The following is a 15,151-nucleotide window of genomic DNA, read 5'->3' as shown; positions in this document are numbered from 1 at the left end:
GTGGCGCCGAAGGCGCACCCCCGGGGCCTGCGACTGGCGGGCCGGACGGGCACTCCGGCCGCATCCCTCAGGGCCGCACAGTCGGCCAGCGCCACGGACCTGGTGACCCTGGGCGAGGGCGACCGGCAGATCACCCTCCAGTGGAAGGGCGGACTCCCCGCGCCGAGGCTGGCGGGGACCCGGGCCGAGTACCCCGACGCGCTGCCGGGCGCGGATGTGGTCGTGGAGGCCACCCGTACCGGGTTCGAGCAGTACGTCGAGATCAACCGGAAGCCGGCCGCCGACTACACCTACACGCTGCCGCTGCGGGCGAAGGGCCTGAAGGTGAAGCAGCGGGCGGACGGCAGTGTGCTGTTCACCGACCGTAAGAACAAGCAATCAGCTGTCATGCCCGCGCCAAAAATGTGGGACGCCACCGTCGACGCCGTCTCGGGTGAGCACACCCGGCAGGCCAGGGTCGCGATGAAGGTCGTCCAGCGCGGCGGGTCGGTCGATCTCGTCGTCACCCCGGACGCGGGATTCCTCGCCGACCCGAAGACCAGGTACCCGGTCACGGTGGACCCCTCCACCTCCGCGCTGGGCAACGTCTTCGACACCTACGTCCAGCACGGCGAAACAGTCGATCTGTCGACCGACACCGAACTCGACCTCGGGAACCCCGGGACCCAGAACCCCGACGGCACCGCCCGTACCGCGCGTTCGTTCATCTCCTGGAACACCACGCCCATCCAGGACGCGCTGGTGACCAGCGCACATCTGTCGCTGTGGAACTTCCACTCCGGCAACACCGACTGCCTTCCGCACCCGTGGGAGGTGTGGTCCACCGGCGCCGCGTCCACCGCGTCGCGCTGGACCGCGCAGCCCGCGTGGACGGCGAAGAAGGCCACCTCCACCCAGACGCGGGGCAACCCCGGCTGTGCGGCGGCCCCCGACGGGTGGATCGACGCGGATGTGCACACCCTGGTGCAGGAGTGGGCCTCCGCGAAGGCCACCCGAGGGCATATGGGCCTGCGCGCCACCAGCGAGACACCGGTCGCCGAGTGGAAGCGGGTCAACTCCGCCAACGCCACTTCGCACCCGCCGAAGCTGACGGTGACGTACAACTACCGGCCGCGGACCGGCACCAAGCAGGAGGCGGGCCCGCCGTACTTCTCCTACGGCGGCGCGTACACCGTGAACACCCTGACCCCCACCCTGCGGGACACCTTCGTCGACCCCAACGGCGACAAGGTCAACGGCACCTTCCAGATCTTCGACTCGGTCACCAACACCCAGGTCGGCAGCGTCATCGTCTCGCCGTACGTGCCCTCAGGGAAGACCGCGGCCGTGACCGTGCCCGCCGGGGTGCTCACCAACGGCAAGACGTACCAGTTCCGTACCTCCCCCTACGACGGCACGCACTACAACCTCGGCTGGTCGGCCTGGAAGACCTTCACCGTCGACACCACCGCCCCCTCCGCACCCACCGGGATCACCTCCACGGACTATCCGGCCGGGCAGTGGGTCAAGGGCGCGGGCCAGCCCGGCGTCTTCACCGTCACCCCGCCCGCCGCCGACCACAACTGGCTCGAATGGTCCCTCGACGGCATCACCTGGACCAAGGTCGCCACCGGAGGCTCCGCTACCGCCAAACCGATCACGGTCACCCCGCCCAAGGACGGCACCCACACCCTCCACGTCCGCTCCGTCGACAAGGCCGACAACAAGTCCGAGCCCCTCGACTACACCTTCCACGCCGGCCCCGGCGGCTTCGTCCAGCCCGCCGAGGGCGAGCGCACCGCCCGCCGACTGGCGCTCGTCGCCGAAGCCGACGCGTCGAAGTACGACGCCGTCACGTTCTCCTGGCGCCGAGCCGAAGCCGACTCCTGGACCCCGATACCTCCCGGTGACGTCACCGCCTCAGGCACCGCACTGACCTCCTGGCCCGTTGCGCTGGCCGCCGGAAAGAACGCCCGCCTGGTGTGGAACGCCACCGACACGGTCACACGGGACGGCACGATTCAGATCAAGGCCGGATTTACCGGACCAGGCAGCGCGACCGGGAACACCGAACCGCACACCGTGGTCGTCGACCGGCATGCTCCCGGCGCTGCGCCCCAGTTGATCGGGCCGGGCTCGGTGAACCTTCTCACCGGCGACTTCACCCTCTCCGAGCCCGAGGCATCGTACTTCGGACTGTCTGTCACACGCTCCTCCTCCTCCCGGGTCCCGTCCTCCGGAGCGCAGGAGGGGCAGGTGGCGATCTTCGGTGACGAGTGGACATCCGGAACCGTCGCCGAGTCCACCGACGGAGACTTCTCCCACATCCGCAAGATCTCCAGCACCGCCGTCGACGTGATCAGCAATCAGGGCGAAGCCATCCACTTCACGGCGAACGCGGGTCAGACTGCCTGGATTCCGGAACCGAGCGCGGGAAAGCTCACCCTGCATGGCACGACAACAGGCTCGTTCACGCTGACCGATACCGAGGGAACGGTCACTGACTTCTCCAAACTCGATGCCGCCGCGACCACCTGGCAGGTCTCTACGACCCGCCTCGACGGCCGCAGCAACTCCACCACCACGGTGGTCTCCGAGACCGTCACGGAGGCCGGCCAGGTCAAGGCACGTCCCAAGAGGATCGTCGCTCCCACCTCGGCAGCTACATCGAGCACCTGCGCGCAGACTCCCGCGACGCAAGGCTGCCGTGTCCTTGAGTTCGTCTATGCCACCTCCACCACGGCCACAACGGTCACCCATGGCGACATCACCGGCCAGGTCCGGGAGATCCTGCTGTGGTCCACTTCCCCCGGAGCGGCAGCAGCTACCGCGACATCCGTCCAGACGTACCAGTACGACACGTCCGGACGGCTGCGGCGCACCTGGAATCCACAGATCGCCCCGCCGCTGGCCACCGAATACGCCTATGACAGCGCGGGACGTGTCACAGAGCTGACCCCGCCCGGCCAGTTGCCCTGGACCTTCGTCTACGGCCAGGCGGGCAACGCCGCCACCGCGGGCCCGGGGATGCTGCTGCGGGTCTCACGTCCCGGCCTCCAACCGGGCACCGCGGCGACCGTGCAAGGCGAGGCGGTCACAAGCCTTGTCTACGACGTACCGCTCACAGGAACCTCCGCTCCCCACGCCATGGGACCGAACGACGTCAAAACCTGGGGCCAGTCGGACGGGCCCACCGACGCGACGGCGATATTCCCCGCCGACTCCGTACCCGCTTCGCACACGGGCAGCAGCCTCAGCGCGGCCGACTACACCCGGGCCACCATTCAGTATCTGGGCGTCTCCGGACACCAGGTCAACACAGCTATGCCCGGCGGCCATGTCTCGGCGGCGGACACCGACCGGTTCGGCAACACCGTCCGGGAGCTCAGTGCAGCCAACCGCGCCCTGGCACTCGGCGCGACCGCCGACGAACGGGCGGTCCTGGCCGATCTGGGCATCGCGGACCTCCCCGGGGCCGAGCGCGCCGACCTGCTGTCCACCCGGTCGCTCTACAACGCCACCGGAACCCGCCACTTGGAGGAACTCGGCCCGCTGGCACGGATCGACCTGACCAGCGATCTCACCTCCGGCGGCACTGCGCTCGTCTCCTCCGGCACATCGGTAGTGGCCCGTTCACGGACCGTGAACACCTATGACACGGGACGCCCGACCAACGGAACGGCCACCGTCAAGGACCAGCTCACCAGCACCATCACCGGGGCCCAGGTCCGCGATCACCCCACCGTCCATGCCGAGACCCGCGAAACGCGGACCGTCTACGACTGGGAACGTGGCCTCCCGACCCAGACTATCCAGGATCCCGACGGCCTCGCCGCCACCACGATCACCGAATATGACGCGCAGGGCCGTGTGACCAAGGACATCCGCCCCGGCGGTACCGCGACGTCGGCCACCACGCGCGTGACCGCCTACTGGTCCGCCACCGGCATGGGCAACTGTTCCGGGCGCCCGGAGTGGGCCGACCTTCCCTGCCAGACGGCACCCGGCGGAGCCATCACCGGCGGCGGCAGCAACCCGTCGGCACTGGCGACCACCACGACCGAGTACAACCGGTGGGGCAACCCTGCCAAGGTCTCGGAATCCGCCGGAGGCGTTACCCGGCACACCAGCACGACCTCCGACGGCGCCGGCCGACCGACCACCGTCGCTATGACCGGAGGCACCGGCCAGGCACTGCCTGAGACCACCACGCACTACGACGCCACCACGGGCGAAGCCACCCAGACCACCTCGACCACGGGTGGCACCCTCGTGAAGGAATTCGACAGGCTCGGCCGTCAGATCTCCTACGCCGACGCCGACGGCGGCACAACCCAGCTCCGCTACGACCTGCTCAACCGGATCACCCAGGCCTCCGACTCCGTCCCCTCGACGGTCACCTACACCTACAACCACACCGTCGAGCCCCGTGGCATGGTCACGAAGCTGACCGACTCCGTCGCCGGTGACTTCGAAACCGTCTACGACGCGGGCGGCACCGTCATCAGCGAGAAGCTGCCCGGGGGCTACACCATGGCCCAGGAGAACGACACCACGGGCTCGCCCCGTGCGCGTACCTACACCCGGACAAGCGATGGAACCGTGGTCCTCACCGACGCCGTCAGCGAATCCGTCCACGGCCAGGTAACATCCCACTCGGGCTGGTCCGACCAGACCTACCGGTACGACGCCTTAGGACGCCTGGCCGCGGTCGACGACACCGCCGATACCATCTGCACGCGCCGTACCTATACCTTCGGGGCCCGCAGCACCCGCACCGCACAGACCACGACCTCCGGCAGCCCCGGCGCGGACTGCCCCAGCACCGCGGGCACCACCACCAACCACAACTACGACAGCGCCGACCGTCTCACCGACACCGGCTACACCTACGACGCGTTCGGCCGTACCACCACCGCTCCGGGTCACGGCACCCTCTCCTACTACGCCAACGACCTCGTGCACCGGCAGACCGTCAACAACGCACGCCAGACCTGGCAGCGCGATGCGGAACTGCGCGTACGGTCCTGGACCGTGGAGACCGGATCCGGAACCACCTGGACCCAAACCGCGTCCAAACACAACCACTACGACAGTGACACCGACACCCCCCGGTGGGTGGTGGAGGACACCATGACCGGCGCGGTGACCCGTAACATCGTTTCCGCCGCCGGAGGTCTCACCGCGACCAGCGCGGCGACAGGGAATGTCGTCCTCCAACTCGCGAACCTTCACGGCGACATCGCGCTCCAGCTCCCCCTGAACCCGGCCACGCCTGCGAGAGCACTCGACTCCGACGAGCACGGAAAACCGCGTACCGGTCAGACACCCACCCGTTACGCCTGGCTCGGTACCAAACAACGCTCCACCGAGACGCTGACCGGGCTCACTCTCATGGGTGTGCGCCTCTACGATTCCGTCCTCGGCCGGTTCCTCCAAAGCGATCCTGTTCCCGGCGGCTCCGCGAACGCCTATGACTACGCGAATGCCGACCCGTGCAACAGCTCCGACACCACCGGCCTCATCGCCAACTGCGGGAAAGTCCATAAGACCAACGGCCACAACCTGCAGATCATCACCAGGCGCAGGGGCGGCGGCCTCACCAAGTCCGGCGGTCATCGCTACATCGGATACTACGTCGAGGTCCACATCAAGGGCTTCGCCAACCGATACCTGTCCAACAATGCCACTTATGGAGAAACCTGGGGAACCAGGCCGGGCAAGAAGAAGATGTCCAAACTCCAGGGCAAGGGCAGCTGGTACACGCCGTGGAAGAAGCAATGGCTGGTCCACTACAACATCCAGGTGAAGCCAGGGACGAGGATCGTAACCCACGGCAATGCCGCAGTCTTCGGATGGAATGGCTTCGTGACGGCCGTCTCCTCCATCTGCCGAGCCAGTACATAGCGCACCGCTACCCGTCCTGATCTCTACGGAGACGCAGCAAAGCCTTCAGGGTGGCCCGCTGAAACGGGCGGGCCACCCCGCACCATAGAACTCCCCGAACACTCACCTCCGCACAAGGATCTGGACGCGTATGAATCTCGCAGGCCACGCCCACGCCGCTCTGACGGCCGGAGCCGCTCCGGACAGGGCTGCCGTCATCACCGTACCCACGCGTCTCGACAGCGCCACCCAGGACATCGTCGCGGACACCTGCGTACGCGACAGCCTCGGTTTCGTCCTGCTTCTGCATCGGCGCAAAGACGGACTCGTCGCCGAGGAAATCTACTTCTCGATCCGGGGGGACGACGGATCATGGTCAGCTGCCGACCACATCAGCGGAGGCCTCCTGGGAATCGAGCCGACCGACCCGCGGGAGGTCGAGGAAGCCCTGCGTGGTCAGCCGCTGGCACTGTTCAGCGAGTCCGAGACAGACGTGTTCACCGGACGCCCCCAGGCCGACGAGGGCTACGAGCTGATGCGCATCCACGAATTCCTGGTGGACCGGCAGCTCGTCGACCACCTCGACATCGAGGACACCACACCGGGAGCGGGCTCTGCCTCCTCCCGGACCCGTAAGACACTCACCTCCCAGGCAGCCGTGATCGCCCTCTTCCCCGGCGAGACCGTCAGCGTCCGCGCCATGACAAAGAGAGCGGACGGGCCTCTGCCCCTGGGCGAACCCCTTGAACTGACCGGCCCTCAGGACGAACCCCGGGCGTCCGTCGTCGAATCCTGGCAGATCGACTCAGACTGACGTCGTGACGAGGGCCGTTCTCGAAGCAGCAAGTGGTTCACCAGTATGAGAAAGGCATATCAGCAGCGCAGAAAGGTTCATGAGCGGTTGCGGCGGCGGGGCTACAGCTGCAAGCTTCGCGGTCCATGCAGCAACGGCGGCCATTCCCACCTGACGTGGCGTAAGAACGGTCGGTACGGCACCATCCACTACCGCTGGCACGGACGTGGTCTCGGACGTCGAGGCCAAGCTGAACAGTACGGTCGATTCCCCTCACAGGGACTGGATGGCGAGGCCCCCTCGCGGCGGCCTCGCCATCCGCATCTGCATGCGCAACTGATGGAGTGAACATGGGTGGCATGAGTGCCAGGGCCCGAGTCGCGGACTACGTGGTGGTATATGCGGTTCTGGCCGACGCGAGCAACGCCTGCGATGCGCTCGACGAAGTAGTGGTGGCGTCAGACGACTGGGCCTCAGCGACAGGGCGTCAACAGTACCCCTCCAGATACAGGAGAGAGTCGCCGTCCCCGGAGACGAACTCGAATGCCTGGTATGTGTCCAGGTCAGGCGAGTCCAGCCGCTTCCTGATCTCCGACCACCGAGTGGTGCGTTCGTCGTCCGGAACGTCGCACAGTTCTTCGCCCGCGCTCTCTCCCACGATCATCCGGTCCGCACTCCGTACGAGCCGTGCCGCCAGTCGGGCATCAAGAGGCCCTCTGACCTTCGTCCACAGAGTGCTGTGCTCGTCGACGAACTCACCCGCCGTCGCCGGCGAGTAGGTGCCGGACTCGTCCCATGCGCCACTCGGTTCCAATGAGGCGAGGACCTGCGCGAAACTGGTGTCACGTGGCTGCTTCTTCGGCATGGCACCAGTCTCGCAGGCCGCCCCCCTCATAGCCCTCCTGCCGGGCGAGCGCTTCACCGGCAGCACGATGACAGCGAACGGAACCGGGTCCCACCGCTCCCTCGGCGCACCCTACGATCTGACAGGACACAACGACATGCCCGGCAGGGAGCCCAGGGATTCCCGGAAGTCCGGGCAGGGCGGCGCGGGAACGTGAGAAGTCATGTCTCACACTGGACCTACGCGGCCCACGGCGAGTGGCACGACTGGCGGCACCGCTAACAGCCGTCGGGCAGCTTCAATGAACGGGTCGGATAGGGAGGTCGGCCACCTCTGCGGTCCACCCGACTTCCGAGGAGCAGCAAATGAGCGTTCCCCCCTGGGACGGCCACGGCCACGATCTGGCGACCGCCGCGGACAGTCTCGTGGCCGGTGTTATCGATCGCCTCGACAATCGCTGGCTCGCCGACCCGCCGCGCCGATCGACCACGGCGGAACTGAACGCGGCGTGGAACCGGGTTCGAACCAGGCCGGGAACGCTGTCGGCCAAGTCCAGCGCCGCATGGGGTCACATCGAGAATTTCACCGAGGGCTGCGGCATCCTCTGGTTCTTGATCAGTACGGCGACAGGAGTGCTCTTCCTCGTACTCCCGGTCGACGGCTGGACGGGGACCGTGGTGCACGGCTTGATCCTGCTCTCGGTATCGCTGACCATGGGGCTCGCCGCGACGAGATTTGCCGTTCACTACACAGTCCGGGCAGCGATCTCGAACGAATACGCGGCCCGTAGCCGTATCCGTACCGTCGCTTTCCTGCTGGGTACCCGGGCGGTGCTGCTCGGTGCCGCGGTCACCGCGTCGGTCCTCTACCCCACCTTCGGGGTACCGCACGACTGAAACAGCGCGCGAACTATCAGGGACATCCGTGACCCGGAGCGCAGGAGATGTGATGAGTGATGAAAGAACGCGTCGAGAAGGTTCTTGAGAACGCACTGCCCGTGGGTTCCTGGTTGGATGCCCGGCCGGAACTCCGGACCAGCGAGGACTACGGTTCACTGGCGATCGAGGTGGCCCAATTGGAAGCCGATCTCACCGGGATCCTCGGCCTGGACGACCGTCGGTTTCCCGGTGGATGCAGAATCGTCGACAGTCAGTTCCGGGAAGTCGAGCGGGCAATCGTCCTGCTCCCCGAGGGGACGGTCGCCGCGGATGTCCGGGCTTATGTCGCGTCATTGGCGGAGGCGTTCTCTGCCTACCGCCGCCGACGGACCGCCTCAGCACCCGTTCAAGTCCCCAGCAGAGAACAAAAAGGGATATCCCTGTGAGCGTCGACCCCACGCTAGAAAATATCATCTCCGCCCTGCGGCACCACGCCCAGGTCATGTCGCTGCCCGAAGTTCCCATCGAAGAAGGGGTGGCGGCGTTCGAGGAAGTACGTGCCGCCGTGCGCGAGTACTCCGACGTGATCTTTGAATTATCCGGATGGGGAAGTCCGTTCCCAAACGACGACCTTGAAGACGAAACGGATGAGCACACCGATACCGGAACCGATCAGATGCCCGGCGAGCTGGAACGCATCAGTGTCACGGGGCGCTGGGACTTCGTCGTGTCCGACCCGGACGTGTGGAACGCCCATGTCCTCCAGCAGTTGGAGGAGATCGGGGCCTCCGACTGTGTCGTCCAACTGAACAGCGGTGCGCAGGCCATGTATACGCTGCTGTCGCACCGTGACCCATTCGATTCCCGCGCCTTCCACGGACTCACCGCCATGAGCCAGGACTGGGGCATCGAAGCGGTCGTCGGAACGCCCCCCGAGACAACCGGGCGCGGGGCGACCGGAGCAGCCTCCCTCGCCACGCGGCATGGAGGATCGGGGCGCTTCGGCATCGAGTACGACCCGGAAGTCGACGCCGCGATGGTCTGCCTGGGGAACGAGATTCTCCCGGGCCAGGCCCGCCGCCAGGTGCAGGTGGCACTGGACCGGGGAGAACTCGTCGTGGATCTCGATGCCGAGGGCGTCATCCTCGGGTTCGAGGTGATCGGAGCCTCCGCCATGCTCCCGCCGGAAGCCCTGCACGGGGCGCAGGCACCTCCGCGGCACTGAGCTGCCCCGCCGACGGCACCGCGCACGGAGGGTGCGGCGGCGAGCGGGCGCGCGGCCGATGGCAGGATGCCAGGTATGCCCCATGCCCGGAAAGTCATCTGCCGCCCGGTGTTCAAGCGCACGCTGTGGTCCTTCGTGTGGCTCGGGGCGGCCGGGGCCGTCGTGGCCGCCGTACGCCTGGTGTACGGGGGCGTGGACTGGTGGCTGGGCGTCTGCGGGCTGCTCGCGGTGGGGGGTGCGGTGGCGCTGCATCGGGTCACCGTACGGGTGAGCGCCGACGCGGACGGGCTGCGGTGCCGGACGCTGCTGCGCCGGTTGGACGTGCCGTGGGACGAGGTCGCCGATCTGCGCGTACGGCTGAAGTACACGAACACGCACCGGGTCCCGGAGACCCGCCGGATCGGGCTGGTGCTGCGTGACGGGCGGAAGCGGCTCCTGCCGCGGCCACGGAGCTGGTCGCCGGACGACCCGGAGTTCGACGCGGCGCTGGACGCGCTCCGGGCGCTGCACCGCGAGTACGGAGCGCCGGAGTCGAGCCATCTGCCGGTGATCTCGTACCGCTCGGCCGGGCGCGGCTGGGCCGGGTCGCTGGCGCTGTGCGTGCTGCTGCTCGGGGGCGCGGGCACGGCGGCGTGGTTCGTGCCGCACACCGCGTCGGACGAGCGGGAGTGGCAGGCGGCCACGCCGTGCACCGCCGCGACGCCCGCCGACGAGCGATGGGAGTGTCTGGCCACCGCGCCGTCCGTGATCGCGCGGACCGAGGCCAACCGGCCCAAGCAGCCGAGTTGGCTGTACTTCGCCGACCGCCGGCCGCTGGAGCGGCTTGAGGTCTCCCGCGAGGCCGCCCAGGGGTTCCGGCCGGGCGACAGCGTCGAACTGACCCTCTGGCGGGGCAAGGTGAGGGAGGTCGCCGGAGAGCGCCATGTGTGGCGCGAGCACCGCCCCGGCGCCGGGGACCTGGCGGTCGTCGCGGCGGCGTTCGCCCTCGCCGGGGCCTATCCCGGCGCCCGAGTCCTGGTGCGCCTGCGCGGGCGCAAGCTGCCCGACGACGAGGTCCTCCCGTCGGCGCTGCCGTTCGCGGGTGCGCTGGCCGCCACCGCGCTGTGGCTGCTGCCGCTCTGCTATCTGCACCCGACGGCGCCGTTCGCCACCGCCGGGACGGTCACCTGGGCGGTCGTGGGCTCGCTGGCCACGCTGGTGCTCCTCGCCTGGGCCTGGCGTGCCACCCGCGTCCGTACTCCCCGCCTGCCCGGCGCCCCGGCGGCGGCCGATGGAGCCGGCGGGGAGGAGCGGGATGTGTTCCTGCCCGCCCGTTTCCTGGAGCACACCGATTACAACCCGTACGGCTTCGGCACCCACATCGTCCTCGGGGGCGGCCCGCCCGCGGTGACGGCCCACCCCGGCCCCGGCCGGTTCGCGGCGAAGCCGCTGCCGGTGGGACGGCTCACCGTCACGGGTGTGCGACGCGTCCGGGGCGGCGACAACGACAGCGTCCCCGGCGGCTGGCACATCGCCGACATCGACGACGCGGGCACACCGGTCCGCCTCGCCGCCGCCCCGGACGACTTGACGCGTATCCTCCGCGAGCTGGGCCGAGCGCCATCCCCCGCGGCGACCTCTGCGGAACCCGTTACGGCGCCCCCGGCGGAATCCGCGCATCCCGAGCCGTGACCCGGCTCCGCCTGGAACACTGTCCCCCGCACGGTCGAGCACCAGGACCGGTCCGATGCCCAAGGGACGATCCGACGCGATGAGGACCGGCGCCACGCCATGAGCTGCCCGAGAGGACCGTTCCGTATGAGTGCCGTCACCCCGTTCCTGGTCGTCCCCGCAGCGCTGTGGACCCTGATCGCCGGTGCGGCCGTCGTCGTCTCCAGCTGGCTCTCGGTCCGGGCGCGGCGGAGCGGTGCGGAACGCGCTCTCTGGCATCCGTTCGCGGCACCGTTTCCGGCGGCCCTGCTCGCGGCTGCCCTGGGCTATGTCGCCGCCGCGTCAACCGTCGGCGGGCTCTCCCTGAGGGCGGCGCTGTTCTGCTCACTCTGGCCGGCGATGGCGGCGACCGCTCTCCTCTACACCGCCGCCGCGTACTCTCCCCGATGGCCGAACGTGACCGGCGGTGCGTGGGCGGCCCTCGGCGGCGCGCTCTACGGGGCGCTGCCCGGCTGACGACGCGCCAAGGCCCGAGCCGAGGGGTCCCGCCGGGGCGCCTGCCGGGCCCGGGGCACGCCAGAAGTCGTCGGCGAGCGCGCCTCAGTCGTTGGACACGACCGGGTAGCGCGGAGTCCCCTCCGCCATCTGCCGCAGCGCGTCCTTGCGGTCGCGCTTGGAGAGGCGGTCGATGTACAGATACCCGTACAGATGGTCCGTCTCGTGCTGGAGGCAGCGGGCGAAGTAGCCGCTGCCGCGGACCTTGACGGGGTTGCCGTGGCGGTCCTGGCCGCGCACCACCGCGTAGTCGGGGCGGGCGAGGGAGACATAGGCGGTGGGGACCGAGAGGCAGCCCTCGTTGGAGTCGTCGAGGTGGCGGTCCTCGGGGGGCAGCTCGTCCAGGACGGGGTTGCAGACGTAGCCCACATGGCGTACGCCGTCGTCGTCCGGGCAGTCGTAGACGAAGACCTTGAGGTCGACCCCGATCTGGTTGGCGGCCAGGCCCACGCCCTCCGCCGTCTTCTGGCTGGCGAACATGTCGTCGATCAGCGTCGCGAGGGTGTCGTCGAACTCGGTGACGTCCCGGCACTCCTTGTGGAGCGCCGGGTGGCCGACGACCGTGATCGGGTGCGAGGTGCCACGCTCGCGGTGGGCGAGTTCACGTGCCTCGGGGTCCTCGGTGTCCACGACGAACCCTTCGTCGTCCACGACGAAACCCTCGTCGACCTGCTGTTCCGTCTCCTGCTGCGACGCCATGTCTGCCGTACGCCTTCCTCGGTACCCCGGATGAGTGCCCGGTGGGGGTCACTCTGTGTCCGTACAGCCTACGGGCAGGAATCAGCAGACTTCTTCGAGATCCCGCCACTCACGGGTGTCCGGGCTGTCCGCGACCCAGCCGTCCAGCAGTCCCCGCACCAGACCGGCGGGGGCGGCGATTCCGCACTCGCGCTCGGGGGACCACAGATCCCCGGCGGTGCGGTGGCCGAGGGGGCCCGGGTGGCCCGGCTCGCTGTGGTCGTGCGGGTCGAGGTGCTCGCCCTCGCCCTCGGCGCTGGGCATCCGGCTCTCGGAGCAGGACCGGCACAGCAGCCGCACGGAGGACGACCAGTCCTCGGCGGCGAAGCCCGCGTCCGATGCGAGCTTCTCCAGGGCGTCCCGGTCGGATTCGGTGGCGGCCTCCAGCAGCACCACCCACGTCGGCACGGGCGAGGGCGCCCACAGCTCGATCTCGTCGAAGACGGGGTAGGAGGGTCCGGCCGATGTGGTGCGCTCGCCGTTCGGCACACCGTCGTGGAGGACGACCTCGCCCCAGCGGCGGCCGGACGACGGCAGCGGGATCGACAGGACCTCTATCCGCGCCGGGTCCAGTCTGCGCCCCCACACCACCTCGGCCTCGCCCTCGGGCGACAGCCGTACGGCGGCGCTGCCGAGGTCCATCCCGACCGGCTCACCGCCCGGTCCCGCGCCGGCCGACAGACGCGTCGGGACGCCGGGCACCCGCAGTCCGTACGCCTGCCAGGCGCGGCGGGCCAGCGGCCAGTCCTGGAGCGCGGTCGCCGCGATCCCGACATTCCACCAGTCGGGGGCACCGGTCTCCCGGTCCAGCAGGGCCACGGCCCGCAGCCCGGCGGCCCGCGCCTGCTCCCAGTCGTGCCGGAACTTGTGCAGCAGCGCCAGATTGAACCAGGACTCCGAGAGCCAGGGCTCCAGGTCCGCCGCACGAGTCAGCAGCGCGCCCGCGTCCTCGTACCGGCCGTCACCGATCAGCGTGAACGCGCGGTCGGTGGCCTGCCGCCACGAGGCGGAGGGCCGATGCCGTACCTTCCCGAAGATCCTCACGATTCCCGCCTGCCGGTTGCTCGGGCACTTCCCCCGGACGCTGTCTCTGTGTCCGCACGACACCAGTCTCGACACCTGTCTGGCACCTGTCTCGACACCTGTTCTGTGTCCTCTTTCGCATCCAACCATGCCGGGTGAATGGCTGGCTCATTACCCATGGGTTACCCAGGTGGGAGCAGGACGAGACCCCCATGATTCAACCCGCGGAGGCAGGCGTGGGACCGCCCGGACCGCCTGCCGGGGCCCTTCCGCTCCGCGCCAGCACCCTGGCGAGGGACTCCACCACCTCCGGCTGATGGTCACGCCCGGTCGCGCGCCTCAGCCGCTCAAGTGCCGCGAGCGCCCCTCCCATGCTTCCTCCGTCTTCTCGGTTTCCCCCGGTCAGATCGTCGTATGCGTTGACGGTACGCACAATCCGGGCAGGCAGCGGCTGGTCGGGGTACGGATCGGCCTGGCGCTCCACGACGACCGCGACCTCGGTGGGCACCCCGCTCTGGCGGACGACGGCCGCGCCGAGCAGGGCGATACGGCGCTGTTCGGCGGCCGGGAGCCAACTGGTGGCCCCCTCGGGCACCGGGTCGACCAGGGAGAGCTGGCCGATGTCGTGCATCAGCGCCGCGTACTCCAGAATCACCAGGTCGCCCCCGGTCAGCCCCAGTTCCCGGCCCACCGCGCAGCTCAGGTCCGCGACCCTGCGGGCATGGCCGGGGGAGGTGTATCCGGCGATCTCGGTGGCCCGGGCGAGGGAGGCGATCGTCTGGCGGTAGGTGGTGCGGACGGCCTCGTACCGGCGCAGGGAGAGCTGGGTGAGCAGCAGCGGCACACAGAAGACGGGCAGCGCCCACAGGCCCGCCACCGCGACGGCGAGCGCCATCACCGCTCCGGTGGCGCAGACGGCCGAGCCGATACCGAGCAGGGCGCGCAGTTCCTCCCGCAGCAGCGGTGCGAGGGGGAAGCCGGTGCGGGCGCGCAGGATCACCGCGGCGAGGACTGCGTCGCACAGGGCGGTGAGCACGAGCAGCAGCAGAATGAAGAGGGCGTACGGGGCTCCCTTGCCCAGTCCGCCGGCGTTGTAGAGCGGCTGGAAACAGACGGCGGCGAAGCCGACGGTCAGCACCCGCCGTACGACCTGGTCCGGCGCCGGTGGCCGCCCGCGCGCCACATGGGGTACGGCCCCGGCGAGCACACCCGCGACGACGACCGCCACGACCTGGAGGACGCCGTGTGTGGTGAGCTCGCCGCCGCACTCTCCGAGCAGGGCGTACGCGAGTGCTCCCGCCGCTCCGAGCGGCGCGGGCTCCCGTGAGCCGCGCACGGCACCCCAGCGGGCGATCTCACCGATCGCTATGAGCGCTCCGAAGGCGATGGCGTTGCCGGGCTCCCGCAGGCCGGACCAGAGGGTGTGGGCGAGCCCGCTCACGGCGAGGACGGCCGCGGCGGCGTAGACGAGCGCGAGGGCGGGGGCGCCGGGGATGCGGGCGGCGGGGATGCGCGCGGCGGGGTGAGAGCGCGTCGCGGGCGTCGCGGGCGTCGCGCGCGCGGGCGCGACGGACTTCTCG

General features: G+C 69.4%; 11 protein-coding genes. 7 read left to right on the top strand and 4 right to left on the bottom strand.

Annotation, left to right across the window (positions count from 1 at the left end):
* Positions 1 to 5,886 (top strand): RHS repeat-associated core domain-containing protein (locus tag ACWF94_RS14915; RefSeq protein WP_453487758.1); only part of this gene is annotated, 5,886 nt, incomplete at its 5' end.
* Positions 5,887 to 6,016: 130 nt separating this feature from the next.
* Positions 6,017 to 6,679 (top strand): hypothetical protein, encoded by a 663-nt coding sequence (locus ACWF94_RS14910; protein ID WP_453487757.1) that lies wholly within the window; start codon positions 6,017 to 6,019, stop codon positions 6,677 to 6,679.
* Between the two features lie 466 nt (positions 6,680 to 7,145).
* Here ACWF94_RS14910 and ACWF94_RS14905 read toward each other — a convergent pair whose 3' ends face one another.
* Entirely contained in the window at positions 7,146 to 7,523 is a 378-nt protein-coding gene (locus ACWF94_RS14905) for a hypothetical protein (protein ID WP_453487756.1), read from the bottom strand.
* Positions 7,524 to 7,867: 344 nt separating this feature from the next.
* Between ACWF94_RS14905 and ACWF94_RS14900 the strand changes: the two genes are divergently transcribed.
* The 5 genes from ACWF94_RS14900 to ACWF94_RS14880 all read left to right on the top strand — a co-directional run bounded on the left by ACWF94_RS14900 (position 7,868) and on the right by ACWF94_RS14880 (position 11,771).
* On the top strand, positions 7,868 to 8,398 hold the full coding sequence (locus ACWF94_RS14900; RefSeq protein WP_453487755.1) for a hypothetical protein: 531 nt from the start codon (positions 7,868 to 7,870) through the stop codon (positions 8,396 to 8,398).
* 59 nt (positions 8,399 to 8,457) lie between these two features.
* Positions 8,458 to 8,826, top strand: a complete 369-nt coding sequence (locus ACWF94_RS14895) for a hypothetical protein (protein WP_453487754.1) — start codon at positions 8,458 to 8,460, stop codon at positions 8,824 to 8,826.
* The gene (locus ACWF94_RS14890) at positions 8,823 to 9,605 is read left to right on the top strand and encodes a DUF2283 domain-containing protein (RefSeq protein WP_453487753.1); all 783 of its coding nucleotides are present in this window, start codon (positions 8,823 to 8,825) and stop codon (positions 9,603 to 9,605) included. Before ACWF94_RS14895 ends, ACWF94_RS14890 begins: the two co-directional genes overlap by 4 nt.
* Positions 9,606 to 9,680: 75 nt before the next feature.
* On the top strand, positions 9,681 to 11,276 hold the full coding sequence (locus ACWF94_RS14885) for a PH domain-containing protein (RefSeq protein ID WP_453487752.1): 1,596 nt from the start codon (positions 9,681 to 9,683) through the stop codon (positions 11,274 to 11,276).
* Between the two features lie 126 nt (positions 11,277 to 11,402).
* Positions 11,403 to 11,771, top strand: coding sequence for a hypothetical protein (locus ACWF94_RS14880; protein ID WP_453487751.1), 369 nt, complete (start codon positions 11,403 to 11,405; stop codon positions 11,769 to 11,771).
* A gap of 84 nt (positions 11,772 to 11,855) precedes the next feature.
* Here the strand turns inward: ACWF94_RS14880 and def are convergent, their stop codons facing one another.
* The 3 genes from def to ACWF94_RS14865 all read right to left on the bottom strand — a co-directional run bounded on the left by def (position 11,856) and on the right by ACWF94_RS14865 (position 15,081).
* Entirely contained in the window at positions 11,856 to 12,509 is a 654-nt protein-coding gene (def, locus tag ACWF94_RS14875; RefSeq protein WP_453487750.1) for a peptide deformylase, read from the bottom strand.
* Positions 12,510 to 12,590: 81 nt separating this feature from the next.
* On the bottom strand, positions 12,591 to 13,592 hold the full coding sequence (locus ACWF94_RS14870; RefSeq protein ID WP_453487749.1) for a tetratricopeptide repeat protein: 1,002 nt from the start codon (positions 13,590 to 13,592) through the stop codon (positions 12,591 to 12,593).
* A gap of 196 nt (positions 13,593 to 13,788) precedes the next feature.
* On the bottom strand, positions 13,789 to 15,081 hold the full coding sequence (locus ACWF94_RS14865; RefSeq protein WP_453487759.1) for an HD-GYP domain-containing protein: 1,293 nt from the start codon (positions 15,079 to 15,081) through the stop codon (positions 13,789 to 13,791).
* Positions 15,082 to 15,151 lie beyond the last annotated feature (70 nt).

The sequence above is a fragment of the Streptomyces sp. NPDC055078 genome (assembly GCF_053607985.1).
Note: the sequence above shows the minus strand (reverse complement) of the source record. Positions and strands in the feature narration are given on the sequence as shown.